The sequence below is a fragment of the Stenotrophomonas capsici genome (assembly GCF_034961085.1).
Taxonomy (GTDB): domain Bacteria; phylum Pseudomonadota; class Gammaproteobacteria; order Xanthomonadales; family Xanthomonadaceae; genus Stenotrophomonas; species Stenotrophomonas capsici.
On record NZ_JAYFUH010000249.1, the window covers coordinates 71,199 to 96,625 of the forward strand.

Sequence of the window (25,427 nt, forward strand, 5' to 3'; positions counted from 1 at the left end):
TCTTGACCACCAGCCCACACGGTGCGAGCCCATGAAGGCCGATATCCATCCCGATTACCACAACGTCGTTTTCCACGACGTCACCTCCGACTTCAAGTTCCTGACCCGTTCGACCATGTCCTCCAAGGAGACGGTCAAGTGGGAAGATGGTGAAGATTACCCGCTGATCAAGGTCGAAATTTCCTCGGCCTCGCACCCGTTCTACACGGGCAAGCACAAGGTCATCGACACCAGCGGTCGTATCGACAAGTTCCAGAAGCGCTACGCCCGCTAATCTGGTTGTTGTTGTACGCACACAAACATCGGCCGCGCATTGCGTGGCCGATGTTTTGTGCTGTCTGCAGCTTGCTGAACCGATGCTCAATCCGACTGACATTGCCGATAACGCTGTGTCGCATTGCCGGGGCTGCTATAAGACTTTCGTCTGCGCAATCTGGAATTGCTGCTGTGCGATAATAGTGGCAACCGCAGCCGGAAACAGCATGAAAAGCTGCGGATTTCCTTCACGCGTCTGGCCACGGTCACCTCTCTGATCCATGGTCGGCGCCTTCCACTTGAGGAGCGCACACTGTGTCCGATCTTGATCAGGTCACGCTCAACGCCGGCGACAAGTCGGTCGTTCTGCCTGTCGTCAAACCCGTTCTGGGCAATAACTGTGTCGATATCTCGAAGCTGACCAAGGAAACCGGTCTCTTCACCTACGACTCGGGCTACACCGCCACCGCCAGCTGCAAGTCGGCCATCACCTACATCGATGGCGACAATGGCGTGCTGCTGTACCGCGGTTACCCGATCGAACAGCTGGCAGAGAAGTCCAGCTTCGTCGAAGTCGCCTACCTGCTGATCAATGGCGAGCGCCCGGACGCCGCCCAGCTGAAGGCCTTCGAAGCCGAACTCACCGCCGAAGCCGGCGTTGACGCCTCGATCAACACGCTGATCGGCAGCTTCGCCAAGGATGCCCATCCGATGGCGATCCTGGCTGCCTCGATCGCGCAGCTCTCGGCCAAGTACCACGACTCGCTGGACCTGGCCGACGCCGAGCAGCGCCGCCAGGCCGCCGTGCGCCTGATCGCCAAGGTGCCGACCCTGTCGGCCCTGATCTACCGCCATGGCAAGGGCCTACCGGCCAACACCCCGGACACCTCGCTGGATTACGTCAGCCGCTTCCTGAAGCAGACCTTCGAGTCGGCCGATGGCAAGTACGACCTGAACCAGGACGTGGTCAAGGCGCTGGACCTGCTGTTCATCCTGCACGCCGACCATGAGCAGAACGCCTCGACCTCGACCGTGCGTCTGGTCGGTTCCACCGGCGCCAACCCGTACGCCTCGGTCGCCGCTGGCGTGACCGCGCTGTGGGGCCCGGCACACGGCGGCGCCAACGAAGCCGTGCTGAAGATGCTGGAAGAGATCGGCACCGCCGACAACGTCGAGTCCGCCGTGGTCAAGGCCAAGGACAAGACCTCCGGCTTCCGCCTGATGGGCTTCGGCCACCGCGTCTACAAGAACTTCGACCCGCGCGCCAAGGTCATCGGCGAGATGACCAGCAAGGTGCTCAAGCAGCTGGGCGTGCAGGATCCGCTGCTGGACGTGGCCGTCAAGCTGGAACAGGCCGCGCTGCAGGACGAATACTTCGTCGCCCGCAAGCTGTACCCGAACGTCGATTTCTACAGCGGCATCATCTACAAGGCGCTGCAGATCCCGACCGAGATGTTCACCGTCATGTTCGCCCTCGGCCGCACCGCCGGCTGGGTGTCGCATTGGCTGGAACAGCAGGTCGACCCGGAAATGAAGATCGGCCGTCCGCGCCAGGTCTACACCGGCCACGACGTGCGCGACTACAAGTAATGGCATCAGCGCAGCGATGCGCCACTCCATGAAAGAAAGGCCCCGCGATGCGGGGCCTTTTTGTTGCGGGCTGCCGGGCGTTCCAGCTTCGCGCCCAGGTTGCTCCTACTCGTCGGCCAGCAGCTGGCGCAGCTGGGCCAGCGTGGCACGCGGCAGGGGTTTGCCGTCATCGCTGGATACTGGCGGTTGCCGCACCGCGTCCTCGGGCAGGATCACCAGCTCGAAGGCAATCCCATCAGCGGCGAACTCCCAGCCCGGGTAATGCTGACGCGAGGCATGCCCGGCCAGCTGCAGCGGCCACGCGCGTGCCTCGGCGGGAATCTGCTGGTCATGCAGGAAGTGCTGCACGGTCTCGGCGTCGTCGCAGTGCAGGTGCAGGATGACCGGGCTGCTGTCACCGGCCAGGCCGGTCAGCACCGGGCCGGCCAGGCGCGGCTGGAACGCCTGCAGGAACTGCATCGCCTGCAGCGCCGATGCACGCCGTTGCCGCAGCGCGCCCGGCTGGGTGGTGGAGGCAAACAGGCGCTGGTGCTCGCGCAGCGCCTGCTCGACATCGGCCAGGCGTGGCCACAACGCTTCTTCGTGGATGCCCAGCCGGCTGGCGGCCTTGCGGCGTGCGTGTTCGAAGTCCTGGATGCCGCTCTCGGCGATCAGGCGCGCGGCTTCCTGGGCGATCCGCTGGCGGCCACGTGCATTGCGCTGGGCGCTCTGTGGGGATGATGGCATCGCGGGCTCCTCCCGGTGGGTGCGGCCCGATTGTAGGCAGGCGGCGGGGTGTGCGTCCCGCCGCCTGCGGCCATGCGTCAGAAGATGTCGAACGCGGCGTCGTCGGCGCTCTGGTCCTGCTGCTCGAAGTCGAACTCCTGCATGCGGTCCAGGTCCTCGTTCTTGACCCATTCGGTGGCGCCGTTGAGCGTGGCCTGCACCATGCCCGACGGGGGGTCGTTGCGCGCGACCGGCGCATCCTTCAGGGCCACGCGCATGTAGTCGATCCAGATCGGCAGGGCGGCCTTGCCACCGTACTCGCGGTACCCCAGCGAGCGGAAGTCATCGCGGCCCACCCACACGGTGGTGGCGAACGGGCCCCCGAAGCCGGAGAACCAGGCGTCGCGGTGGTCGTTGGTCGAACCGGTCTTGCCGCCGACGTCCTCGCGGCCCAGGACCTTGGCCGCGGTGCCGGTACCGCGCTGGACCACGTCACGCATCATCGATACCAGCTGGTAGGCGGTGCGCTCGTCGATGGCGCGTGGCGCGGTGCGTGCATCCGGGTTGACCGGCTTCGGCGGTTGGGACGCGTCGGGCGTGGCGCTGCCGGGCTTCGGGGCGGGGGCAGGGGCGGCTTCGGCACCGAAATTGAAGCCGTCCACCACCTGCGCGACAGGCGCGGCGCCCGGGCCGGAGAGGCCGCCGCAGCCGCGGCAGGCCATGGCCGGGTTCTCCTTGAAGATCACGGTGCCGTCGCGGTCCTTGACCTCATCGATCACCCAGGTATCCACGCGCGAGCCACCGTTGGCGAACACGGCGTAGCCGCGCGCCACCGACAGCGGCGTCACCGAGGCCGTGCCCAGCGACATCGACAGGTTCGGCGGCAGCTCGGCTTCCTGGAAGCCGAACTCGCTGATGTACTTGCGCGCGTAGTCCACGCCGATGCTGTCGAGCAGGCGCACCGAGACCAGGTTGCGCGACTGCACCAGTGCCTCGCGCAGGCGCATCGGGCCACGGAAGCCGCCGCCGTCGTTCTGCGGCTGCCAGGTCTTGCCGCGGCGGTCGCGGAACACCACCGGTGCGTCGAGCACGATCGAGGCCGGGTTGAAGCCCTTGTCGAACGAGGCGGCGTAGATGAACGGCTTGAAGCTCGAGCCGGGCTGGCGGCGGGCCTGGGTGGCGCGGTTGAACTTGTTGCCGGCGAAGCTGAAGCCGCCGACCAGGGCGCGCAACGCGCCGCTCTCGGCGTCCAGCGACACCAGTGCGGCCTGGCCGCGCGGGAGCTGGTCGATCAGCCACTCGCCTTCCTTGCTGCCCGCGCGCACGCGGATCAGGTCGCCGCGGGTGGCCAGCTTGGCCGGGGTGCGGTTGGTCCAGCGGCTGGCTGCAGCCGGCAGGGTCAGTTCGGTGCGATCGGCCAGCACCACGCTGATGCCGCCGTCGGCATGCGTGGCCGAGACCACCGCCGGCAGCAGGCCGGCCTGAGCCGGAATGCCGGCGATCTGGCGGGCGAGGGTGGCGGCATCGGCATCGGCGGCGACATCGAAATGCTGCTCGACGCCGTGCCAGCCATGGCGATGGTCATACAGCATCAGGCCATCGCGCACGGCGATGTTGGCCGCCTCCTGCCAGGTGCCATTGATGGTCGTGGTGACGTGGTAGCCCTTGTTGAGCACGTCGCCGCCGTACTTGGCGATCATCTCCTGGCGGACCATTTCGGCCACGTAGGGCGCGTAGACCTCCACCGGCGGCTCATGCGGGGCGGCATGCATCGGCACGGCCTTGGCCGCGTCGGCTTCAGCCTGGCTGATGAAGTGCAACTCGGCCATGCGCTGCAGCACGTAGTTGTCACGGCGCTGGCGCGCGCGCTCGGGGTTGCTGATCGGGTTGCCGCTGGACGGGAACTTGGGGATGCCGGCCAGCGAGGCCATCTCATCTAGGTCCAGTTCGTTGAGCTTCTTGCCGTAGTAGTACTCGGCCGCGGCACCGATGCCATAGGCGCGATTGCCGAAGAAGCTCTTGTTCAGGTAAAGCTCGAAGATCTCGTCCTTGCTCAGCTCGCTTTCGATCTTGCGGGCCAGCAGGATCTCGGCCAGCTTGCGGGTGTAGCTGTACTCCGAGCTCAGGAAGAACTGGCGGGCGACCTGCTGGGTGATGGTCGAGCCACCGGGCACGCGCTTGGCGTCGGTGGTGGCCAGCAGCCAGATCGCGCGGCCCACGCCTTTGTAGTCGACGCCGTCATGCTGGTAGAAGCGGGCGTCCTCGGTGGCCAGAAACGCCTGCTTCAGGCGCTCGGGGACGTCCTTCATCTGGATGGGATAGCGCCGGGTCTCACCGAAGACCGCCATCAATTTCCCTTCGCTGTCATAGACATACATCGGCTCCTGGAGCTCGACGTCACGCAGCGACTGGACGTCGGGCAGCTTGGAGGAGACAACGTAATAGAGCGCTCCGGCGGCGATCGCCCCGATCAGGGCGAAGGCGACGAACAGGGCCAGCAGCCAGCGCAGCCAGCGACGGAAACGTGCCATCCAAAGGTCCCAATTGCGGTTTTTGTGGCCGCAGAGTATAGATTACGCAGGGGAACGGCTGGGGCCGGATCCTTGGGGAGTGCAAAGGGGGTCTTCGGAGCGTGTGATGCGGATCGCGTCTCGTGCCCGGGATGGTTGCCATTTCAGAAAAATCCGTTATTAATGCGCGGACGCAACACTTGCGTCCAAGTGCCCGTCGGCAGGGGAGAATCCGTGGGGCTTATCCCAAAAAGTCAGGCGCCAATCATTGGCGTCGACATCAGTTCTACTGCGGTGAAGCTGCTACAGCTTTCCCGCAGCGGTAATCGTTTCCGCGTGGAACACTACGCCGTGGAACCTCTTCCGCCGAATGCGGTGGTCGAGAAGAACATCGTCGAAGTCGAGGCGGTTGGCGAAGCCATTCGTCGCGCCGTCGCCCGTTCAGGCAGCAAGGCCAAGAGCGCTGCGGCTGCCGTGGCCGGTTCGGCCGTGATCACCAAGGTGATCCCGATGCCGGCCGACCTGGACGAGGACGAGCTGGAGGCGCAGGTCGAGCTGGAGGCGGTGAACTACATCCCGTACCCGATCGACGAAGTGAACCTTGATTTCGAGGTGATCGGCGCGGTGCCTAACAATCCCGAGATGGTGCAGGTGCTGCTGGCCGCGTCGCGCTCGGAGAACGTCGAGCTGCGCCAGTCCGCGCTGGAACTTGGCGGCCTGACCGCCAAGGTCATGGACGTGGAGGCCTTCGCCATCGAGAACGCGTACGCGCTGGTGGCCAGTGAGTTGGCGGTGGGCAGTGACGCGGTGGTGGCCCTGGTGGACATCGGCGCGACCATGACCACGCTCAACGTGTTGCGCAGCGGCCGCAGCCTGTACAGCCGCGAGCAGGTCTTCGGCGGCAAGCAGCTGACCGATGAGGTGATGCGCCGCTACGGGCTGAGCTACGAGGAAGCCGGTCTGGCCAAGCGCCAGGGCGGCTTGCCGGAAAGCTACGAGGTCGAGGTGCTGGAGCCGTTCAAGGAAGCGACGGTGCAGCAGATCAGCCGCCTGTTGCAGTTCTTCTATGCCGGCAGCGAGTTCAACCGCGTCGATCATGTGGTCCTGGCCGGCGGTTGTGCCGCGTTGCCGGGCCTGCCGACGATGGTTGAAGAGCAGCTGGGCGTTGCGACGTCGGTGGCCAACCCGCTGTCGCAGATGACCCTGGGCCCGAAGGTGCAGGCACACGCACTGGCCCAGGACGCACCTGCGCTGATGATCGCAACCGGTCTGGCCATGAGGGGGTTCGACTGATGGCACGGATCAATCTTCTGCCGTGGCGCGAGGAGCGCCGCAAGCAACGGCAGCGTGAGTTCTACAGCATGCTCGGCTTTGCCGCGCTTGCTGGCGTGTTCCTGTCCGGCTTGTTGTGGTTCTACCACAGCCAGCAGATCAGTGGGCAGAACGAGCGTAATGCGTTCCTTCAGGCCGAGATCACCAAGGTCAAGGAGCAGAACAAGGAAATCGAGCGGCTGGACAAGCAGAAAGCGCGATTGCTGGCCCGCAAGGCGGTGATCGAGGAGCTGCAGGGCAAGCGTTCGCAGATGGTGCACCTGTTCGATTCGCTGGTGCGCACGATTCCGGACGGCGTGGTGCTGACCGCGTTGAAGCAGGAAGGGGACACCCTGACCCTGGAAGGCCGCACCCAGTCGAATGCGCGCGTCAGTACCTACATGCGCAATCTGGAGGGCTCGGGTTGGATGACCAATCCGGAACTGTCGATCATCGAGGCACGTGCACAACAGAGCGGGAGCAATGGCGTTGCCGTCAACGTCAAGTCGCTGCCCTACGTGTTCACGCTGCGCGTGAAGCTGCCGGCGCCGGGTGAGACCACTCCGGGCCAGACGGGTGAAGGCGCGGGCGAGGTTGCGCCTGCCGCCCCGGCCCCGGCGATGACCGACGCACCGACGACGACCGCACCCGCACCTGCCTCCGCGCCGGCTGCCGCACCGGCGGCGGACGCGCCGAAGGCCGAGGCCGCACCGGCGTCTGCCCCCGCTCCGAAGGAGGCCCGCTCGTGAGCAAGAAGTTCAACGCCAAAGATCTGGATTTCAACAACATCGGCAGTTGGCCGCGCAACGCGAAGATGGTGTTCTGCGCACTGCTGACGCTGCTGATCCTGATCCTTGCCTATCTGCTGGTCATCAAGGGCCAACGCGAGGAGCTGGCAGGGCTGGAAAGCAAGGAGACCAGCCTGCGCAGCGACTTCGAGAAGGAGCAGCAGCGCGCTGCCAATCTCGAGCCGCTGAAGCAGCAGTTGGCGCAGATGGAACAGGTGCTGCAGCAGATGTTGCGCCAGTTGCCCAGCAAGACCGAGATGCCGGACCTGATCATCGACGTGTCGCAGACCGCGCTGTCCAGCGGCCTGAACAACGAGTTGTTCCAGCCGGGTGCGGAATCGCTGAAGGAGTTCTACGCCGAGAAGCCGATCGCCTTGCGTCTGGTCGGTAGCTACCACCAGTTCGGTGCCTTCGTCAGTGGCGTGGCCTCGTTGCCGCGCGTGGTGATCCTGACCATGCACGACATCAACCTGAAGCCCAAGGGTGGCAATGGTGTGATAACTGCAGGTGGTGCGCTGGAGCTGTCGGGGACGGTGAAGACCTACCGCTATCTGGATGACTCCGAGTTGGAGGAGCAGGAGCGTCTGGCTGCCGAGGCCGAGAAGGGCAAGCGCAAGGGGGGATCCAAGCGATGAACAGAGTTTCTTCCTTCGTGCTCGGCGCGATGTGCGTGCTGGCTTTGGCCGGGTGCGCCCGTGGCATCAGCAGCACGCCCGGTGAAGCGCCGAATCTCAAGAAGTGGGTGGCCGACGTGCGCGCACGTCCTGCCGAGCCGCTGGAGCCGCTGCCGGTGATGCAGCAGTTCGAAACGTTTGAGTACGCCGCGCAGGGCTTGCGCGATCCGTTCAGTGACGCGTGGGTGTCCGCCGATGGTGGCAACCAGTTGCGCCCGGACCCGGACCGTCGCAAGGAACCGCTGGAGGCGTATCCGCTGGACAGTCTGGACATGGTCGGCACCATCGGCGGGGGCAGCGGCATCGTTGCCCTGGTGATGGGGCCGGACAAGGTCACCTATCGCGTGCGCCCGGGGGTGTACATGGGCCAGAGCGATGGCCGTGTCACGGCGGTGCGCGAAGACGGGATTGAACTGATTGAACTGGTGCCGGACGGTGCGGGCGGTTGGCTGGAACGTCCAGCCTCGCTCGCACTGGACGATCGTTGATTGATTAGGGGATAGCACGATGACTTTTACCAAAGCCCTGAGCCTGCGTCCCATCCGGCGCCATGCACTGGTCCGCGTCTGCGCCCTGGGAGTGGCGTTGGCTGCGGTGTGCGGCTCTTCATTCGCGGCCACGCCGCCGGTGGCAGCAGGTGGCACGGCCACCGGCATGCAGCAGGCGACGTCCGCGGTTTCCGTGACTAAGATCGATTTCAAGCGGGGCGATGACGGCGCGGGCCGGCTGATCCTGCAGTTCGACGGACAGGGGGCCAGCCCGGACCTGCGTAACCAGGGCGGCAACGTGGTGGTGGACGTCGGCAATGCGGTATTGCCGGCCGAGCTGCAGCGTCCGCTCAACGTCACCGACTTCGCGACACCGGTGCAGCGCATCGATGCCAAGCCCTCCGGGCATGGCTCGCAGTTGGTGCTGAGCACGAACGGTCCGTATGAATCGCTGGCCTACCAGACCGGCAACGAGTACGTGGTAGAGATCACGCCGCGCAAGGAGGATGTCGCCACCGGTGCGGTGACCTCCAGGACCGTGGCGCAGGCGGCGGCGACCGTGGCGGCACGCGGCTACAGCGGCCGTCCGGTGACCTTCAACTTCCAGGACGTGCCGGTGCGCACGGTCCTGCAGCTGATCGCCGAGGAGTCCAACCTCAACGTGGTCGCCTCGGACACCGTGCAGGGCAATGTGACCCTGCGGTTGGTCAACGTGCCGTGGGACCAGGCGCTTGACATCGTCCTGCGCGCCAAGGGCCTGGACAAGCGTCGTGACGGCGGCGTGGTCTGGGTGGCGCCGCAGCCGGAACTGGCCAAGTTCGAGCAGGACAAGGAAGACGCGCGTATCGCGATCGAGAATCGGGAAAACCTGATCACCGATTACGTACAGATCAACTACCACAGCGCCGAGGCCATCTTCAAAGCCTTGACCGAGGCCAAGGGGATCGGTGGATCGAACGGCGGTGAGGGCGGTTCGGGTGGCGGATCGCAGGAGAATGGCTTCCTGTCGCCGCGTGGTCGCCTGGTGGCCGATGAGCGCACCAACACCCTGATGATCAGCGACATCCCGAAGAAGGTCGCGCAGATGCGTGAGCTGATCGCCGTGATTGACCGTCCGGTGGATCAGGTCCTGATCGAAGGCCGCATCGTCATTGCTTCGGATACGTTTGCCCGTGACTTGGGTGCGAAGTTCGGTATCGGCGGCAAGCACAGCTATAACAACGGTGACAACACCGCCACCATCGGCAGCTCGGCCAGCGGCAACGGCAATGCCGGTCGCGGGCTGAACGTGAACCTCCCGGCAGGTACGTTCACCTCTGCCAACGGTGCGGGTCCGAGCCTGGCCTACACCTTGCTGGGTGCCAACTTCAACCTCGATCTGGAACTGTCGGCACTGCAGGAGGAAGGGCGTGGCGAGATCATTTCCAACCCGCGCATCGTCACGGCCAACCAACGTGAAGGCGTGATCAAGCAGGGTAAGGAAATTGGCTATGTCACCATCAGTGGTGGCACTGGTGGTAGTGCTGCCACGGCCAACGTGCAGTTCAAGGAAGTGCTGCTGGAACTGAAGGTGACCCCGACCATCACCAACGACAACCGCGTATTCCTCAACATGAACGTCAAGAAGGACGAAGTTGACGAATACATGGAGGTCACCAACTTCGGCAATGTGCCGATCATCAACCGCCGCGAGATCAACACGGCAGTGCTGGTGGATGATGGTCAGACAGTCGTGATTGGTGGTGTGTACGAGTTCACCGACCGTAGCAGCGTGAGCAAGGTGCCGTTCCTGGGCGATATCCCGTTCCTGGGCAACCTGTTCAAGAAGCGCGGCAGCAGCAAGGCCAAGGCTGAATTGCTGGTGTTCGTGACGCCGAAGATCCTGCGCGTGGCCAAGGCCGCGAACTGATCTTCACCGCACTTGGGAAAGGGGCCGCGCAAGCGGCCCTTTTTCGTTGTTGGCCATTGTTGGAACCATTTCACGCCGGATCAGTCAAACTGCGCCTATGAACCTGCCTCCCGAATTGCCCAACGAGACCACCGCAGCGGTCGTGACCAGCGCCCTGCACGAGGAATTCACCGCGCTGCGCGATGCACTGGCCGCCGAGATCGTCGGCCAGTCACTGCTGATCGACCGCCTGTTGATCGCGCTGCTGGCCGACGGCCACCTGCTGGTGGAGGGCGCGCCGGGCCTGGCCAAGACCACCGCGATCCGGGCCTTGGCCTCGCGCGTGGATGCCAGCTTCGCGCGTATCCAGTTCACCCCGGACCTGCTGCCGGCCGACCTGACCGGTACCGATATCTGGCGCGCCCAGGAAGGGCGATTCGAATTCCAGGCCGGGCCGATCTTCCATCCCATCCTGCTGGCCGACGAGATCAACCGCGCGCCGGCCAAGGTGCAGTCGGCGTTGCTGGAGGCCATGGGCGAGCGGCAGGTGACCGTGGGTCGCAATACCTATGCACTGCCGCAGGTGTTTCTGGTCATGGCGACCCAGAATCCAATCGAGCAGGAAGGTACGTTCCCGCTGCCGGAGGCGCAGCTGGACCGCTTCCTGATGCATGTGCGCATCGGGTACCCCGATGCCAGCGCCGAGACCGAGATCCTGCGCCTGGCGCGGGAGCGTGCCCTGCAGGCGATGCAGCCCAAGGCCGCTCCTGCGCGCAAGCTGTCGCTGGAGAAGATCGAGCAGGCGCGCCGTGCGGTGTTGGAATTGCACATGGCGCCGCAGCTGGAGCGCTACCTGGTGGCGTTGGTGCTGGCCTCGCGCGATGCCAGTGCGTATGACGCGGCGTTGGCGCGGCGCATCGCCTGGGGTGCCAGCCCGCGCGGTTCCATTGCCCTGGAGCGTTGCGCCCGGGCCCGGGCGTGGCTGGCTGGCCGCGACTTCGTCACTCCGGACGATATCCGCGCGGTTGCCCCGGATGTGCTGCGCCACCGTGTGCTGCCCAGCTACGAGGCTGCTGCCGAAGGCTGGGATGGCGAGCGCCTGGTCGCCGCGCTGCTCGACAGCGTGCCGTTGCCCTGAGCCATGGCCGCAGGTGATGGACAGGATCGATGCGCCCATGGCCCGGGCATCCTGAGCGGGGGCGGACGATGAGCGCTCCGGCGAGGGAATCCACACGGGAGCCGGCAGTTGACGCCGGCCTGCGCCCGACGCTGCCGGAGCTGATCGCCCTGCGCCAGGCCGGCGTGCAGGGGCGGCAGGCGCGGCGCGGTCGCTATGCGGTCAGCGGCCGCGCGGCATCGAGCATGCGTGGGCGTGGCATGGAGTACGCCGAGTCGCGCGAGTACGTGGCCGGAGACGATGCCCGTCATATCGACTGGAAGCTGACCGCGCGCACCGATGCCACCCATACCAAGACGTTCCAGACCGAGCGCGAACGGGTGACGTTGGTGATCGCCGATACGTCGGCGGCCTTGTATTTCGGTACCCGCGTGCGCTTCAAGTCGGTGCAGGCGGCGCGTGCCGGCGCTGTCGCGGCGTGGTCGGCCATGCGCGACGGTGACCGGCTTGCAGCGTTGCGTGGTGCCCGGCAGCAACCCCTGGTTCCGCCCGCCGGTGGCACGCGCGGTGTGTTGCGCGTGCTGGATGCGCTGGTGCGCTGGTACGCCGAGCCCCCCGCCGACGACGCGGGGCTGCAGTTGGCGTTGGAGCGCGCCGCGCGCGTCCTGCACCCGGGGGCACGGGCCTTCGTCCTGGCTGACCCGGCAAGCGCCCTGGCGGTCCCGGCAGCGGTATGGTCGGCGCTGTCGATGCACGTGGAGGTCCAGTTGATCCTGTTGGTGGACCGACTGGAAACCGATCCGCCCCATTGCCTGTTGCCGGTCGCCACGCCGGCGGGACGGATGCGTTTCGACCTGGCTGCCGAAGGCGTTCGCCAGTCGTGGCATGAGGCGTTGGTCGGGCCGATGGAGACATTGCTGCGGCAGTTGCCGGGGCGACGCGTGCGGGTGACACCGCTGGCGTCGGACCAGGCCAGCGACGCATGGCTGGGTGCCAGCGCACAGGGAGCGTACTGATGGTCGCGAAACTGCCGTTGCGTGACGTGCATCTTCCCGCCGCGCCGTCCTGGTGGCCACTTCCGCCGGGCTGGTGGATGGTCATTGGGGCGGTTCTGGTCGTGACCGTGGTCGTGGCCGGGCTGTTGTGGCTGCGCCGTCGCCGCCGCCGGCGCTGGCTGGCCCTGTTCGATGGACAGGTCGCCGCCGCGCTGGAGGGGCCGGTACGCCTGGCGGCGATATCGGACCTGTTGCGCCGCGCCGCGCGCCGCGCGGATGCCCGCGCCGCACAGTTGCAGGGCGAAGCCTGGCTGAGGTTCCTGGATGGCCGTCAGGGGCGGGAGTTCAGTGACGGCGAGGGCCGCCTCCTGCTGGAGGGGGCATACCGCCCGCAGGTGGACGTGCAGGGCGTGGAGCAGGTACGTGCCCTTGCCCGCGCGCGTTTCCTGGAACTGATGGAAGGGAAACGCTGATGCAGCAGTGGCTCGATCTGGTCGCCGGATGGTTGCCGCCGTTCGCCTGGCCCTGGCTTTGGCTGTTGCTGCCCTTGCCGGTGCTGATGCGCTGGTGGCCGCTGCGCGACAGCCAGGCTCCTGCGTTGCGGGTGCCGTATGACCCGGCCCGGTTGCAGTTGCAGGCGTCCTCGTCCAGTGCCGGAGCGTGGTTTGCCGGCGTGCTGTTGTGGCTGGCATGGCTGTGCCTGTGTGCGGCTGCCGCGCGTCCGCAGCAGTTGGGTGAGCCGGTCGAGCCGCCGCGCGAGGGGCGGCAGATGATGTTGGCGGTGGACCTGTCCGGCAGCATGAGCGAAGCGGACATGCAACTGGGTGGGCGCGTGGTTGATCGCCTGACCGCCGCGAAGGCGGTGCTGGCCGACTTCCTGGACCGCCGCGAAGGTGACCGGATCGGCCTGGTGGTGTTCGGCCAGCAGGCTTATGCGTTGACGCCGCTGACGGCCGATCGCGCCACCGTGCGCGAGCAGCTGCGCGACAGCGTGGTCGGCCTGGCCGGTCGTGAGACGGCGTTGGGCGATGCGATCGGGCTGGCGGTCAAGCGCCTGCGCGAACAGCCCGAAGGACAGCGGGTATTGATCGTGCTGACCGATGGCGTCAATACCGCCGGCGTGCTCGAGCCGTTGAAGGCTGCCGAGCTGGCCAAGGCCGAAGGCGTCCGCGTCTACACGGTGGCGTTTGGTGGTACCGGCGGGATGTCGTTGTTCGGCGTGCAACTGGCTGGCGGCGACGACCAGGTCGATGAAGCCACCTTGACCCAGGTGGCGAGCGAAACCGGCGGCCGTTTCTTCCGCGCACGCGATACCGATGAACTGGCCGGCATCTATGCCGAACTGGACCGGTTGGAGCCGATCAAGAGCGTGGGCCCGGCGGTGCGCCCGCGCATCGAACGTTATCCGTGGCCGTTGGCCTGTGCGCTGGTGCTGGGCGTGTTGGGCCTGGCCTGGCGGGGGCTGCGCGCATGAACCTGCTCGACGCACTGCACTTCGTCCGCCCGGATTGGTTGTGGGCCTTGTTGTTGCTACCACTGGCGATGCTGGCGCGATGGTACCGCCGCCGTCGCCACGCGCGTTGGCATGACGCCGTGGATCCACACCTGTTGCCGCATGTGACCACCGGCGGCAAGGCGCGGGGTGGCGGCTGGGGAACGCTGGCATTGCTGCTTGGGCTGTTGCTGGCAGTGCTGGCACTGGCTGGCCCGAGCTGGCGCCAGGTGGAACAGCCGCTGTGGGAATCCAAGACACCGCTGGTGATCCTGCTGGACCTGTCCAGCAGCATCCGCACGCCCGACCTGCCGCCCTCGCGCCTGTTGCAGGCGCGGGCCAAGCTGGCCACCCTGCTGCGTGAGCGCAAGGGAGGCGAGGTGGCGCTGGTGGCGTATGCATGGGAGCCGTTCACGGTGGCGCCGTTGACCGATGACGCTGCCAATGTCGCCCTGTTCCTGGACGCATTGACGCCGGAAGTGATGCCGGTGGATGGACAGAAGCTGGACAAGGCATTGGCCTGGGCCGGCACGTTGCTGAAGCAGTCCGGTGCCCGCCAGGGCGACGTGCTGGTGCTCACCGATCATGCCGACGGCGCTGCGCTGGCCGCGGCAGCACCGCTGCGGGCGGCAGGGTACCGGGTGTCGGTACTGGGCCTGGGCAGCCTGCAGGGCGCGTCCTACCGTGACGTGCGCGGCGAGATCGAACACGCGCACCTGGAAGAGACCTCGCTGCATGCGTTGGCCGCCGCCGGTGGCGGCAGCTACCGGCGCATCGCGCCCACGGATGCGGACCTGCAGGCGTTGGATGTGTTGGAACCGCAGGTGGGCAAGGCCGAACGCGGGCAGGTGCCGCAGGGAACCTCCTGGCAGGACGAAGGCTACTGGTTGTTGCTGCCGCTGCTGTTGCTGGGGGCATTGGCATTCCGGCGTCCACGCCAGGGCGCTGTCGCGGTCGTGCTGTGCCTGCTGCTGCCGACGCTGCAGCCGGCGCATGCGGCCACGCCGGTACGCGCGGCCGTCGAGCCGGGGACCCTGTGGCAGCGTGCCGACCAGCGCCAGCACCAGCGCTTGAACGATGGCGTGGATGCCTATCGCGCAGGTGATTTCGGTATGGCGCAGAAGCGCTTCGAAGGCATCGACACCGACCAGGGGTGGTACAACCTGGGCAATGCGCTGGCCCGACAGGGCAAGTACGACGATGCAATCAAGGCCTATGACCGCGCCCTGCAGTTGCATCCGGGGATGCCGGATGCGGTGGCCAACCGCCAGGCGGTGGATGCAGCGCGCAAACGGCGTGGCCAGCAGGGTCAACAAGGCCAGCAGGGCAAGCCGAATCAACAGGACCGGCAAGGGCAGCAGCAATCCGGACAACAGCAGTCAGGACAACAACAGTCAGGACAGCAGCAATCCGGGCAACAGCAGCAGGGCAACCCCGGGCAGCAGTCACGGCAGAATGGCAATGACCCTCGCTCACAACAGCAAGGGCAGGGGCGGCAATCACCGTCCGATCAACAACAGCCGCAGGATGGCTCCCGGCAGGGACAGCAGGGAAGGGACGGCCAGCAGCGGCGGGACCAGGGCGGCAGCGGCCAGGCGCAACCGCAGCAGCCGCTGGATGCGGAGAACGGCGGCGCGCAGCAGCAGGCCGATGCGGCGCAGCGCGAGCGCATGGCCCAGGCGATGCGCCAGCAGGCCGACGCTGCGCGTGAAGGTGAGCGTGCCGCCGCGGCGGCGCGCGCGGCGATGACGCCGGAGCAGCGCGAGCGCCAGCAGGCGCTGGACGCCTGGATGCAGCGCGTGCCGGATGAGCCGGGCAATCTGTTGAAGGCGAAATTCCAGCTCGAGTACGAGCGACGGATGCGGGAACAGCGATGAAGACGAAGATCGGGCGCCTCTGCTGCAGGGGTTGGATGGCACTGTGGCTGCTGCTCACGTGCATGGGCATGGCACAGGCACAGACCCGCGCCTGGCTGGACCGCGAAAGCATCAGCCTGGGGGAAACGGTCATCCTCAACATCGAGACCGACCAGTCCGGACAGCCGGACTACGGCCCGTTGCGGGCCGAGTTCGACCTGAGCCGGCAGAACACCAACCGCCAGATGCAGATGAGCAACGGAACGGTCAGCAGCAGTGCGTTGTTCTCGGTCGCGTTGTCGCCACGCCGCAATGGCGAGCTGCAGATCCCGGCGCTGCGGGTGGGCAATGCGCAGACCGCGCCATTGCGGCTGGTGGTCGCGCAGGCACCGCTGGCCACCCGTGACAGCAACGCGCTGGCCTTCGTCGAGACCACCGTGGACGACACCCAGCCCTACGTGCAGCAGACCGTGGGCGTGGTGGTGCGGCTGTACTTCGCCACGCAGCTGGCGTCCGGCGAGCTGGTACTCGACACCCCGGCCGGTGCCTCGTTGCAACGCGTGGGCGAGGATGCCACCTCCACCCGCGATATCGGCGGACGTCGCTACAACGTGGTCGAACGCCGCTTCATGCTGGTGCCCGAGCGCAGCGGGGCGTTGCAGGTGCCCGGCGCGCGCTTCAGCGGGCAGGGCGTGGGTGGGTTCTTCGATGATTTCCTCGGCCGCGACAGTGGCCAGCTCAGCGCACGTGCCCCGGACCAGACCCTGCAGGTCCGGGCGGTCCCGGCCAATGCATCGCAACCGTGGTTGCCGCTGAAGAGCCTGCAGCTGCGTTACACCACGGCACCCAACAGCGCTCGTACCGGTGAAGCGGCCAACATCGTGGTCGAGGCCACTGCTACCGGCGTGACCAAGGCGCAGTTCCCGGACCTGCCGGTGCCATCGCTGGGCGATGCCGCGCAGGTGTTCGCCGAGCCGCCGCAGTACGACGAGAGCTTCGTCGGCGGCAGCCCGCAGTTGAAGCTGACCCGGCGTTACTCGGTGGTGCCACAGCAGGCCGGCCCGTTGACGGTGCCGGGCATCAGGCTGGGGTGGTGGGACGTGCGGGCCGGCCAGGCGCAGGTGACCGCGTTGCCGGACCTGCAGTTGCAGGTCGAGCAGGGCAGCGGTGGCGTGCAGCCCCCGCCGGTGGCGCAGGCGGCGGTCGGTTCGCCGGCGCTGAAGGGCACGGACCTGGCACTGGCGGCGGCCGGTCAGCGTGACTGGTTGTGGCCGGCGCTGGCGGCGGGTTTCGCGCTGCTGTGGCTGGTGACGCTGATCTGGGGGCTGTCGCGCCGTCGCGACGCACCGGTGCGGGAGCGGCGCCCGAGCGTGTCCGGAACGACCGGCACTGCCGCGCCCGCCTACAGCCAGGCCGACCTGCGGCGTGCGTTGGATGCCGGTGGCCTGGACGAAGTGGTGCAGATCCTCGCCGCGATGGCCGGTGTGCGGGACCTGGATGCGGTGCTGGCCCGCCTTGGCGACACCGGGCAACGCCAGGCGCTGGAGCGGATGCAACGGGCGCGCTGGGCAGGCCAGGGCGATGTCAGCCAGGCCCGGGCACAGCTGCGCGAGGCTTTCCGTGCGGGACCGCGTTGGCGCGATGCCGGCAAAGTGGCGGAAAAACCGCTCCTGGACCCTCTTTATCCGGGACAAAGCTGAAAAGGCGCCGTGGAGGCGTCTGCTAAGCTGCTTCACTGACCAAGGGGAATCCGCGTATGACCAACCCAGCAACTGCCGGCAAGCTGCCGTTCCACTGGAAAATCGGGATTGGCTTCGGTGTTGGCCTGTTGTTGGGCCTGATCGTGCACCTGGTATCGCCGGGCGCGGAATGGGTGCATTGGGTGACCACGTACCTCACCACGCCGGTGTCAGGCCTGTTCCTGAGCCTGATTTTCATGCTGATCGTGCCGCTGATCTTCTCGGCGCTGGTGATGGGCGTGTCCGAGATGGGCGACATCCGCTCGCTCGGCCGCATCGGCTGGAAGTCGCTGGCTTACACCATCGTGCTGTCGGGCCTGGCGGTGCTGATCGGCCTGGTGCTGGTCAACCTGCTCAAGCCTGGCGCGGGTGTCGATCCGAGCGTCGCCGCGCAGCTGCTGGCCGAGAACGCCGAGCGCAGCAAGGAGATCGTGGCCGGTGTCGGCTCCCAGCCCAAGGGCATGGAAATGCTGCTGTCGATCGTGCCGAACAACGTGCTGGAGGCCGCCTCCGACAACGGCAAGATCCTGTCGCTGATGTTCTTCGCGCTGATGCTGGGCGTGGGCATGGTGCTGTCGCCGGCGGAGAAGGTGGCAACGCTGCGCAAGGCGATCGAGGGCCTGTTCGAAATCTCGATGACCCTGATCAACCTGGTCATCCGCCTGGCCCCGTACGCGGTGGCCTGCTTCATGTTCAACCTGGCGGCCATCTTCGGCTTCGGCCTGCTGGTCAAGCTCGGGGCCTATGTGGGCGTGGTGGTGCTGGCGTTGGCCGTGCACATGTTCATCAGCTATGGCGTTGCGGTGAAGTTGGCCGGCCGTTCACCGATGGCGTTCTTCCGTGAAACCCAGGAAGCGACGCTGATGGCGTTCTCCACGGCCTCGTCCAATGCAACCCTGCCGACCGCGATGCGCGTGGCCGACCAGATGGGCCTGCCGCACAAGGTCTCGCGCTTCGTGCTGACCGTCGGTGCCACCGCCAACCAGAACGGCACGGCGCTGTTCGAGGGCGTGACGGTGATCTTCCTGGCGCAGTTCTTCGGCGTGGACCTGAGCATCGGCCAGCAGTTCATGGTGATGGTGGTCTGCATCCTGGGCGGCATCGGCACCGCCGGTGTGCCGTCCGGTTCGCTGCCGGTGGTGGCGCTGATCTGTGCCATGGTCGGCGTCAACCCGGTCGGCATCGGCCTGATCCTGGGCGTGAACCACTTCCTGGACATGTGCCGCACCGCGCTCAACGTGACCGGCGACCTGGCCCTGACCACCCTGGTGGCGCGTGGCGAGAGCCAGGACGGGACCGAGCCGGCGCCGCCGCCGCAAGGCTGAGCGGGCACCCACGGCATCCAGATGACGGCCATCCTGAACAGGGTGGCCGTCTTGCCATGGGCAGGTGCTTTGCGATGCGTGAAGGCAGGGAATGCGGCCTGATCCGGGCGGTGGCTTGTGGGACAATAGGCCGCCCGCAGTTCCGCGGGAGCCTCCCGATTCCGACGAACCATGACGCAGCCCACCCGCCGCCAGTTGGCGAATGCCATTCGTTTCCTCGCCGCCGATGCAGTCGAAGCCGCCAAGTCCGGTCACCCCGGCATGCCGATGGGCATGGCCGATATCGCCGAAGTGCTTTGGAACGACTATCTCCGCCACAACCCGAACAACCCGAAGTGGTTCAACCGCGACCGCTTCGTGCTGTCCAACGGCCACGGCTCGATGCTGCAGTACGCGCTGCTGCACCTGAGCGGCTACGACCTGCCGATCGAGCAGCTCAAGGCCTTCCGCCAGCTGGGCAGCAAGACCGCCGGCCACCCGGAGCGTCACGAAACCCCGGGCGTGGAAACCACCACCGGCCCGCTGGGCCAGGGTTTCGCCAATGCCGTGGGTTTCGCGCTGGCCGAGAAGCTGCTGGCGCAGCGCTACAACCGCCCGGAATTCGAAGTCGTCGACCACCGTACCTGGGTGTTCATGGGCGATGGCTGCCTGATGGAAGGCATCTCGCACGAAGCCGCGTCGCTGGCCGGCACCTGGGGCCTGGGCAAGCTGGTCTGCTTCTGGGACGACAACAACATCTCCATCGACGGTGAAGTGGAAGGCTGGTTCACCGACAACACCCCGGCCCGCTTCGAGGCCTACGGCTGGAACGTGGTGCGCGATGTGGACGGCCACGATCCGGAAAGCATCAAGGCCGGCATCGACGCGGCGCTGTCGCAGTTCGACAAGCCGACCCTGATCTGCTGCAAGACCACCATTGGCTTCGGCTCGCCGAACAAGGCCGGCCAGGAATCCAGCCACGGCGCACCGCTGGGCAAGGACGAACTGGAAGCCACCCGCAAGGCACTGGACTGGTCGTATGGCCCGTTCGAAATCCCGGAAGCCATCTACGCCGGCTGGCGTGCAGGTGGCACCGGCACGCTGCGCCAGGCCGAGTGGGAACAGCTGTTCGACAAGTACGCCGCACAGTTCCCGGAACAGGCCGAAGAGCTGACCCGCCGTTCGCACGGCGAGCTGCCGGACGACTTCATCGCCAAGGCCGATGCCTACATCGCCCAGGTGCAGGCTGAAGCGCCGAACATCGCCTCGCGCAAGGCCTCGCAGAATGCGATCCAGGCCTTCGCGCCGCTGCTGCCGGAAATCATCGGTGGCTCGGCCGACCTGGCCGGTTCCAACCTGACCCTGTGGAAGGGCGCACACACCGTGGTCGGCGAAGACCCGCAGGCGAACTACGTGCACTACGGCGTGCGTGAGTTCGGCATGAGCGCCATCGCCAACGGTCTGGCCTTGCACGGCGGTTTCCTGCCGTTCGACGCCACCTTCCTGGTGTTCAGCGACTACGCGCGCAACGCGCTGCGCATGAGCGCGCTGATCCCGGCGCACGTCATCCACGTGTTCACCCACGACTCCATCGGCCTGGGCGAGGATGGCCCGACCCACCAGCCGGTCGAGCACGTGTCCTCGCTGCGTTATATCCCCAACAACGATGTGTGGCGCCCGTGCGATGCCGCCGAATCGGCGGTCAGCTGGAAGGCGGCCATCGTGCGCAAGGACGGCCCGAGCTGCCTGATCTTCAGCCGCCAGAACCTGGCCCCGCAGCAGCGCAGCGCCGAGCAGGTCAAGCAGATCGAACGCGGCGGCTACGTGCTCGCCGATGCCGCCGGTACGCCGGACGTGATCCTGATCGGCACCGGTTCGGAAGTGGGCCTGGCCATGGCCGCCAAGGCCGAGCTGGAAGCCGCCGGCCTCAAGGCCCGCGTGGTGTCGATGCCGTCGACCAACGTGTTCGACCGCCAGGACGCGGCCTACCGTGAATCGGTGCTGCCGAACGCGGTGCGTGCACGCGTGGCGGTGGAAGCCGGTGTCACCGGTTTCTGGCGCCAGTACGTGGGCCTGGACGGTGCGGTGGTTGGCCTGGATACCTTCGGTGCCTCGGCCCCGGCGGACAAGCTGTACCCGCACTTCGGCATCACCGTCGACGCGGTGGTGGCCGCCGCCAAGGCGCAGGTCGCGAACTGAGCGACGCTGTAGCTGAGGTGGAGCAAAGGCCGGGGAAACCCGGCCTTTGCGTATCTGCAGCCCTGCAGCATCACGCGCAGGGATGGCCGCGTACTTCCAAGCCTTCCTCCGTTGCGTCGTCGTAGCTTCCGCTGCCCCTGCAGGGGGAGTCGAAGCGCCCCATGAATCCTTCCGGGTAGTGAATGGCGCTCGGGGTCGCAGCAGGTGCAGGATCAAAGGCGGATAAATGGCAAGCGCGATGCGAGGCGGTGGTGATGTGCTGCCTGCCGGACCGATGCAATACGCAGACGTGGGGCCTGCCAGCCGCCTCCAGGCCGCCTCGATCTCCCGGGCGACCGAGTGGCAGGGTGCGGCGACGGCAGGGGCCTGTCATGCTTGGCTTGGGCGATGACACGGAAAACAACACATGGATGACAAACGGAAGGAACTGGTGGGACGCACCAACATCGACCAACTGTTGGGACCCACCGCGCGCGAAATCGATCTGAACCAGCCGGTGCAGGCGCGTCAGGACGTGGCTGACGTACAGATACGTTCGACCACCGATCCGCTGCAGATCCATTTCGCCACCACCGACGTCATCGGCAAGTTGCAGGAGCCGGCCGCCAGCAGCCGCATGCGCGCGTTCGCCCTGGTGTTCATCGGTGGGCCGATGATCGTGTTTGGCCTGATGCAGATCGGCATGGCATGGAGCAGCGATGTCAGCTTGCTGCGGCGCCTGCTTGTCAGCGTGCTGGGTGGCGCGATGGCTGCGTTCTGGCCGTTCCTGATCTATCGCGGCAGGCGCCGCAGCAAGGGGTGAACCCTCCGGTGACGGGTGTGCTGGTGAGTTGGTGACCCCGTAGCTTCAATGCCGTTCAGCGCTCGCGCAGGCTTTCGCTGGCGTGCCGCTTGAACGGGCTGAGGAAGTAGTCGATCACCCGTTGCCGGTCGGTACATACTTCTGCCCGGATGGACATGCCCGGTGCCAGCGGTACGTTCTCCTGGCCTACCCGCACGTGGCTTTCGTGCAGGGCGATGCGCAGGCTGTACAGCGGTCCCTGCCGGGCGTCGTCGATGGCATCGCGCGAGACGTTGAGCACGGTGCCGTGCAGGATGCCGTAGCGGGTGAAGTTGAAGGTCTCCACCTTCACCGACACCGCTTGGCCGGCACGCACGAAGCCGACGTCACGATTATGCAGGCGCGCCTCGACTTCCAGTGGCTGGTTGCTGGGGACGATGACCATCAGGGGTTGTGCCGCGGTCACCACGCCGCCGGCGGTATGCACGGACAGTTGCTGCACGGTGCCGTCCACGGGGGCGGTCAGGCGGGTCAGCATGTCGCGCCGTTCGGCCTTGATCAGTTCCTGCTGCAAGGTGGTGGTGCGGCGCTCGTTCTGGTTCAGCAGGTCGTGCACACTGCGGCGGTACCGGGAGAGCGTGCTGCGGTGGCGTTCAAGCGCCTCCTGGTGCGAGGCGCTGAGCTCGACGATATGGCTGCGGCGCTCGGCCAGCTGGCGCTCCTGCTCCAGTTGCTCCTGTTGCTTGCCCAGGTAGTGGTGCTTGGAGACCAGGCCTTCACCGGCAAGCTTGGCGTAGTCGGCGGTGATGCGCTGGGTCATGGGCAGCATCTGCGCCAGTGCATTGGCCGATACCTGCGCGGCGCGGATCTCCGCGCTGCGGCGGGTGATCACCGCTTCACTCTGGGCCAGCTCGCTGCGCAGTTCGTGGTACTGGCTCTGCAGCCAGGCATTGGCCGCCGAGCGTTGTTCCGGGCTTGCCTGCGGGAGCAGCGAGGTGATATCGGCCGGTGGGTGCTGCTGGTCGATGGCCTCGAGCAGGATGCGTGCGCGTGCGGCGTCCAACTGCGCGTCATCGCGATCATTGCTGAGCCTATCCTTGTCGGCCGTGGTCTGGCTGGCATCGAGCTCGATCAGCACGTCGCCGGCCCGCACCGTCTGGCCGTCGTGGGCATGAATGGCTTTCACCACCGCCACTTCATGCGACTGGATGAGCTTGCTTTGGTCGCTGGAGACGATGCGGCCCTCGGCGATGGCCACCACGTCCAAGCGTGCGAGCATCGACCAGGCCAGGGCACTCAATGCGAAGGCCATGATCAGCCACTGGATGCAGCGCGGGGCGGGGTGGATCGGCGTCTCCTGCAGGGCCTGGACGGCAGGAAGGAAAGCCAGGTCCGCCCGCTGGTTGCGCGCGTGGCGACGGGCCCGGAAGTGCTGCAGCAGAACATGCAGCCGGTGACGGAGGGCGGTATGCGGCTTCATGCTGCGTGAGTCATCCCTGCTGCATCCGGTGCAACTGGGCGTAGCGACTGTCCGGCCTGGCCAGCAATTGCGCAGGGTTGCCGTGTTCGACCAGCCGCCCGCGTTCCAGGACGATGATGCGATCGGCATTGCGCACGGTTGACAGGCGATGGGCGATGATCAGCACGGTGCGGCCGGCGCAGATCTGGCGCATGTTGGCCTGGATCAGCCGTTCGGACTCGTAGTCCAGTGCGCTGGTGGCCTCATCGAAGATCAGGATGCGAGGATTGCGCAGCAGGGCGCGGGCGATGGCCACGCGTTGGCGCTGGCCGCCGGACAACGAAGCCCCGTGCTCGCCGACCATGGTGTCGTAGCCTTCGGGAAGGTCGAGGATGAAGTCATGTGCGCCGGCCAGTCGTGCGGCGTGGACGACGGTATCCAGTGATGCACCGGGGTCGGCCAGCGCGATGTTGTCGCGCACGCTGCGGTGGAACAGCATGTTTTCCTGGAGGACCACGCCCATCTGACGGCGCAGCGAGCTGGCCTCGGTCAAGGCCAGGTCAATGCCATCGACGGTGATGCGTCCCTGTTCCGGAACATGCAGGCGTTGCAGCAGGCGTGCCAGGGTGCTCTTGCCCGAGCCGGAGCTGCCGACGATGCCGATCACCTCGCCGGGGGCGACCTGCAGGCTGAAATCCTGCAGTACGGCCGGACCATCGGGACGGTAGCGGAAATGCACCTGATGGAACTCAATGCCCCCACGCAGGGCCGGCAGCACGTTGCGTCCGGTCGTCGCTGATTCGGTCGGTGTGTCGAGGATGTCCCCCAGCCGTTGCATCGACAGACGGGTCTGCTGGAAGTTCGGCCAAAGTTGCGCCAGCCGCATGACCGGCTGGGCGATGCGCCCGGCGAGCATGTTGAAGGCGATCAGTTGGCCGACGGACAGATGACCATCGATGACCTGCCGGGCACCCAGCCACAGGGTCAGCACGGTCACCAGTTTGCCGATCAGGCCGGCCGATTCGTTGGCCAGGGTCGACAGCACCTGGGTCCGGAAGCTGGCGCCTACGTAGGCCGCTAGCTGCGTGTCCCAGCGGCGCCTGGCTTGGGGTTCGACGGCCAGTGCCTTGAGCGTGGTGATGCCGGTCAGGGATTCGACCAGGAACGCCTGGTTCTCCGCGCCGCGACCAAAGGTTTCATGCAGCTGCGTGCGCAGCAGCGGCGTGATGGCCAGCGCCAGCAGCAGGTAGAGCGGCAGTGATCCGATGACGACGAGCGTCAGGGCAGGGCTGTACATCAACATGACCGCCAGGAAGACCGCACAGAACAGCACATCGATCACCAGGGTGATGCTGCTGCCGGTGAGGAAGCTGCGGATGTTCTCCAGCTCGCGCACCCGTGCCACCGAGTCACCGACCCGGCGTGCCTGGAAGTAGGCCAGCGGCAGATTGACCAAGTGCCGGTACAGGCGTGAGCCCAGCGTGACATCGATGCGGCTGGCGGTGTGCGCCGAGACATAGCCGCGCAGCCCGCTGAGCACGCTTTCGAACACCACCACCGCGAGCAGGCCGAACATCAGCACGTTGAGGGTGGACAGGCCCTGGTGCGCGAGTACCTTGTCCATCACCACCTGGAAGAACAGCGGTGTGATCAGCGCGAAGACCTGCAGGAACAGGCTGGCGGCAAGCACTTCGAGCAGGATGCCGCGGTGCCTGTGCAGGGCAGGCAGGAACCAACGCAGGCCGAAGCGCTGCGTGGCTCGGCCGTTGGCACCCCGGGGTTGCAGCAGGATCAAGGTGCCAGACCAGTACGTTCGCAGGGCTGCCAGTGGCATCACCTCCGGCTGCTCGGCGCCCGGGCGCTGGATCAGCACCTTGTCCTCGTCGGCGCGGGCGAGGATGAAGCATCCATGCCGGGCATCGATGCCGATCGCCGGAAGCGGCATGCGCGGCAATCGTTCGACGGATGTCGTGAGTCGCCGGGTGCGCAGCCCCAGAGCGCGGGCAGCCTGCAGCAAGGCAGGCATGTCCAGCGGCGTATCTCCTTCGCCGAAGTCGTGGCGCAGCTGCTCGGCGTTTGCGGGAATCTGGTGAAACCTTGCCAGCATCACCAGGCAGGCCAGGCCACTGTCGGACGGTGGAGCGGGGTACGGCGAAGTCACATTGCCTTCCTGTCAGACGCATCGCGGAGTTGCACGGATGCACGGTGCGACGGACGCAGGGTCCGTGACACGACGGCTGTCGCGCATGTGATGCTGCCTTCCATGGATAAAGCGG

At 66.5% G+C, this 25,427-nt stretch carries 20 protein-coding genes; 16 read left to right on the forward strand and 4 right to left on the reverse strand.

What is annotated here, in order from left to right:
* The first annotated feature begins 31 nt into the window (after positions 1 to 31).
* Complete coding sequence (locus tag VA603_RS13600) at positions 32 to 274, forward strand: type B 50S ribosomal protein L31 (RefSeq protein WP_132865460.1); 243 nt, start codon at positions 32 to 34, stop codon at positions 272 to 274.
* 296 nt (positions 275 to 570) lie between these two features.
* Positions 571 to 1,845 (forward strand): citrate synthase, encoded by a 1,275-nt coding sequence (locus tag VA603_RS13605; RefSeq protein ID WP_132865459.1) that lies wholly within the window; start codon positions 571 to 573, stop codon positions 1,843 to 1,845.
* A gap of 105 nt (positions 1,846 to 1,950) precedes the next feature.
* Here the strand turns inward: VA603_RS13605 and VA603_RS13610 are convergent, their stop codons facing one another.
* Both VA603_RS13610 and VA603_RS13615 read right to left on the reverse strand, forming a co-directional pair.
* Positions 1,951 to 2,571 carry a hypothetical protein gene (locus tag VA603_RS13610; protein ID WP_323439168.1) on the reverse strand — a complete coding sequence of 207 codons (621 nt, stop codon included), beginning with the start codon at positions 2,569 to 2,571 and terminating at the stop codon, positions 1,951 to 1,953.
* A gap of 77 nt (positions 2,572 to 2,648) precedes the next feature.
* On the reverse strand, positions 2,649 to 5,081 hold the full coding sequence (locus VA603_RS13615; protein ID WP_323439169.1) for a penicillin-binding protein 1A: 2,433 nt from the start codon (positions 5,079 to 5,081) through the stop codon (positions 2,649 to 2,651).
* Positions 5,082 to 5,294: 213 nt separating this feature from the next.
* On the opposite strand from VA603_RS13615, the gene VA603_RS13620 reads away from it, so the two are divergent.
* The 14 genes from VA603_RS13620 (at position 5,295) to VA603_RS13685 (ending at position 21,713) form a co-directional block, all read left to right on the forward strand.
* The gene (locus tag VA603_RS13620) at positions 5,295 to 6,353 is read left to right on the forward strand and encodes a pilus assembly protein PilM (protein ID WP_132865456.1); all 1,059 of its coding nucleotides are present in this window, start codon (positions 5,295 to 5,297) and stop codon (positions 6,351 to 6,353) included.
* Positions 6,353 to 7,120, forward strand: coding sequence for a PilN domain-containing protein (locus tag VA603_RS13625; protein ID WP_323439170.1), 768 nt, complete (start codon positions 6,353 to 6,355; stop codon positions 7,118 to 7,120). Before VA603_RS13620 ends, VA603_RS13625 begins: the two co-directional genes overlap by 1 nt.
* Entirely contained in the window at positions 7,117 to 7,794 is a 678-nt protein-coding gene (locus tag VA603_RS13630; protein WP_323439171.1) for a type IV pilus inner membrane component PilO, read from the forward strand. The genes VA603_RS13625 and VA603_RS13630 overlap by 4 nt, the downstream gene beginning before the upstream one ends.
* Positions 7,791 to 8,321: a pilus assembly protein PilP gene (locus VA603_RS13635; protein WP_425603712.1), complete on the forward strand. Its 531-nt coding sequence runs from the start codon at positions 7,791 to 7,793 to the stop codon at positions 8,319 to 8,321. Before VA603_RS13630 ends, VA603_RS13635 begins: the two co-directional genes overlap by 4 nt.
* A gap of 19 nt (positions 8,322 to 8,340) precedes the next feature.
* Positions 8,341 to 10,230, forward strand: a complete 1,890-nt coding sequence (locus VA603_RS13640; protein WP_323439172.1) for a type IV pilus secretin PilQ — start codon at positions 8,341 to 8,343, stop codon at positions 10,228 to 10,230.
* Positions 10,231 to 10,327: 97 nt separating this feature from the next.
* The gene (locus VA603_RS13645) at positions 10,328 to 11,347 is read left to right on the forward strand and encodes an AAA family ATPase (RefSeq protein WP_192287512.1); all 1,020 of its coding nucleotides are present in this window, start codon (positions 10,328 to 10,330) and stop codon (positions 11,345 to 11,347) included.
* Between the two features lie 68 nt (positions 11,348 to 11,415).
* Positions 11,416 to 12,342, forward strand: coding sequence for a DUF58 domain-containing protein (locus VA603_RS13650; RefSeq protein ID WP_132865451.1), 927 nt, complete (start codon positions 11,416 to 11,418; stop codon positions 12,340 to 12,342).
* Positions 12,339 to 12,794 carry a DUF4381 domain-containing protein gene (locus tag VA603_RS13655; RefSeq protein WP_425603737.1) on the forward strand — a complete coding sequence of 152 codons (456 nt, stop codon included), beginning with the start codon at positions 12,339 to 12,341 and terminating at the stop codon, positions 12,792 to 12,794. Before VA603_RS13650 ends, VA603_RS13655 begins: the two co-directional genes overlap by 4 nt.
* Entirely contained in the window at positions 12,794 to 13,795 is a 1,002-nt protein-coding gene (locus tag VA603_RS13660; RefSeq protein ID WP_132865449.1) for a vWA domain-containing protein, read from the forward strand. Before VA603_RS13655 ends, VA603_RS13660 begins: the two co-directional genes overlap by 1 nt.
* Entirely contained in the window at positions 13,792 to 15,690 is a 1,899-nt protein-coding gene (locus VA603_RS13665) for a VWA domain-containing protein (RefSeq protein WP_323439174.1), read from the forward strand. The genes VA603_RS13660 and VA603_RS13665 overlap by 4 nt, the downstream gene beginning before the upstream one ends.
* 35 nt (positions 15,691 to 15,725) lie before the next feature.
* A complete protein-coding gene (locus VA603_RS13670) occupies positions 15,726 to 17,369 on the forward strand; it encodes a BatD family protein (RefSeq protein WP_323439175.1) in 1,644 nt (547 codons plus the stop codon).
* Positions 17,370 to 17,425: 56 nt separating this feature from the next.
* Positions 17,426 to 18,733 (forward strand): dicarboxylate/amino acid:cation symporter, encoded by a 1,308-nt coding sequence (locus VA603_RS13675; RefSeq protein ID WP_132865446.1) that lies wholly within the window; start codon positions 17,426 to 17,428, stop codon positions 18,731 to 18,733.
* Between the two features lie 171 nt (positions 18,734 to 18,904).
* Positions 18,905 to 20,911: a transketolase gene (tkt, locus tag VA603_RS13680; protein WP_323439176.1), complete on the forward strand. Its 2,007-nt coding sequence runs from the start codon at positions 18,905 to 18,907 to the stop codon at positions 20,909 to 20,911.
* 406 nt (positions 20,912 to 21,317) lie between these two features.
* On the forward strand, positions 21,318 to 21,713 hold the full coding sequence (locus VA603_RS13685) for a hypothetical protein (protein ID WP_323439177.1): 396 nt from the start codon (positions 21,318 to 21,320) through the stop codon (positions 21,711 to 21,713).
* Positions 21,714 to 21,768: 55 nt separating this feature from the next.
* Here VA603_RS13685 and VA603_RS13690 read toward each other — a convergent pair whose 3' ends face one another.
* Positions 21,769 to 23,172 carry an HlyD family type I secretion periplasmic adaptor subunit gene (locus tag VA603_RS13690; RefSeq protein WP_323439178.1) on the reverse strand — a complete coding sequence of 468 codons (1,404 nt, stop codon included), beginning with the start codon at positions 23,170 to 23,172 and terminating at the stop codon, positions 21,769 to 21,771.
* A gap of 10 nt (positions 23,173 to 23,182) precedes the next feature.
* Positions 23,183 to 25,312, reverse strand: coding sequence for a type I secretion system permease/ATPase (locus tag VA603_RS13695; protein ID WP_323439179.1), 2,130 nt, complete (start codon positions 25,310 to 25,312; stop codon positions 23,183 to 23,185).
* Between the last annotated feature and the right edge of the window lie 115 nt (positions 25,313 to 25,427).

Coding starts and splice junctions, on each gene's coding strand:
- VA603_RS13690 (WP_323439178.1), bottom strand. CDS start 23,172: ATGAAGCCGCATACCGCCCTCCGTCACCGGCTGCATGTTCTGCTGCAG.
- VA603_RS13660 (WP_132865449.1), top strand. CDS start 12,794: ATGCAGCAGTGGCTCGATCTGGTCGCCGGATGGTTGCCGCCGTTCGCC.
- VA603_RS13685 (WP_323439177.1), top strand. CDS start 21,318: ATGGATGACAAACGGAAGGAACTGGTGGGACGCACCAACATCGACCAA.
- VA603_RS13645 (WP_192287512.1), top strand. CDS start 10,328: ATGAACCTGCCTCCCGAATTGCCCAACGAGACCACCGCAGCGGTCGTG.
- VA603_RS13665 (WP_323439174.1), top strand. CDS start 13,792: ATGAACCTGCTCGACGCACTGCACTTCGTCCGCCCGGATTGGTTGTGG.
- VA603_RS13670 (WP_323439175.1), top strand. CDS start 15,726: ATGGCACTGTGGCTGCTGCTCACGTGCATGGGCATGGCACAGGCACAG.
- VA603_RS13640 (WP_323439172.1), top strand. CDS start 8,341: ATGACTTTTACCAAAGCCCTGAGCCTGCGTCCCATCCGGCGCCATGCA.
- VA603_RS13600 (WP_132865460.1), top strand. CDS start 32: ATGAAGGCCGATATCCATCCCGATTACCACAACGTCGTTTTCCACGAC.
- VA603_RS13675 (WP_132865446.1), top strand. CDS start 17,426: ATGACCAACCCAGCAACTGCCGGCAAGCTGCCGTTCCACTGGAAAATC.
- VA603_RS13635 (WP_425603712.1), top strand. CDS start 7,791: ATGAACAGAGTTTCTTCCTTCGTGCTCGGCGCGATGTGCGTGCTGGCT.
- VA603_RS13650 (WP_132865451.1), top strand. CDS start 11,416: ATGAGCGCTCCGGCGAGGGAATCCACACGGGAGCCGGCAGTTGACGCC.
- tkt (WP_323439176.1), top strand. CDS start 18,905: ATGACGCAGCCCACCCGCCGCCAGTTGGCGAATGCCATTCGTTTCCTC.
- VA603_RS13615 (WP_323439169.1), bottom strand. CDS start 5,081: ATGGCACGTTTCCGTCGCTGGCTGCGCTGGCTGCTGGCCCTGTTCGTC.
- VA603_RS13610 (WP_323439168.1), bottom strand. CDS start 2,571: ATGCCATCATCCCCACAGAGCGCCCAGCGCAATGCACGTGGCCGCCAG.
- VA603_RS13625 (WP_323439170.1), top strand. CDS start 6,353: ATGGCACGGATCAATCTTCTGCCGTGGCGCGAGGAGCGCCGCAAGCAA.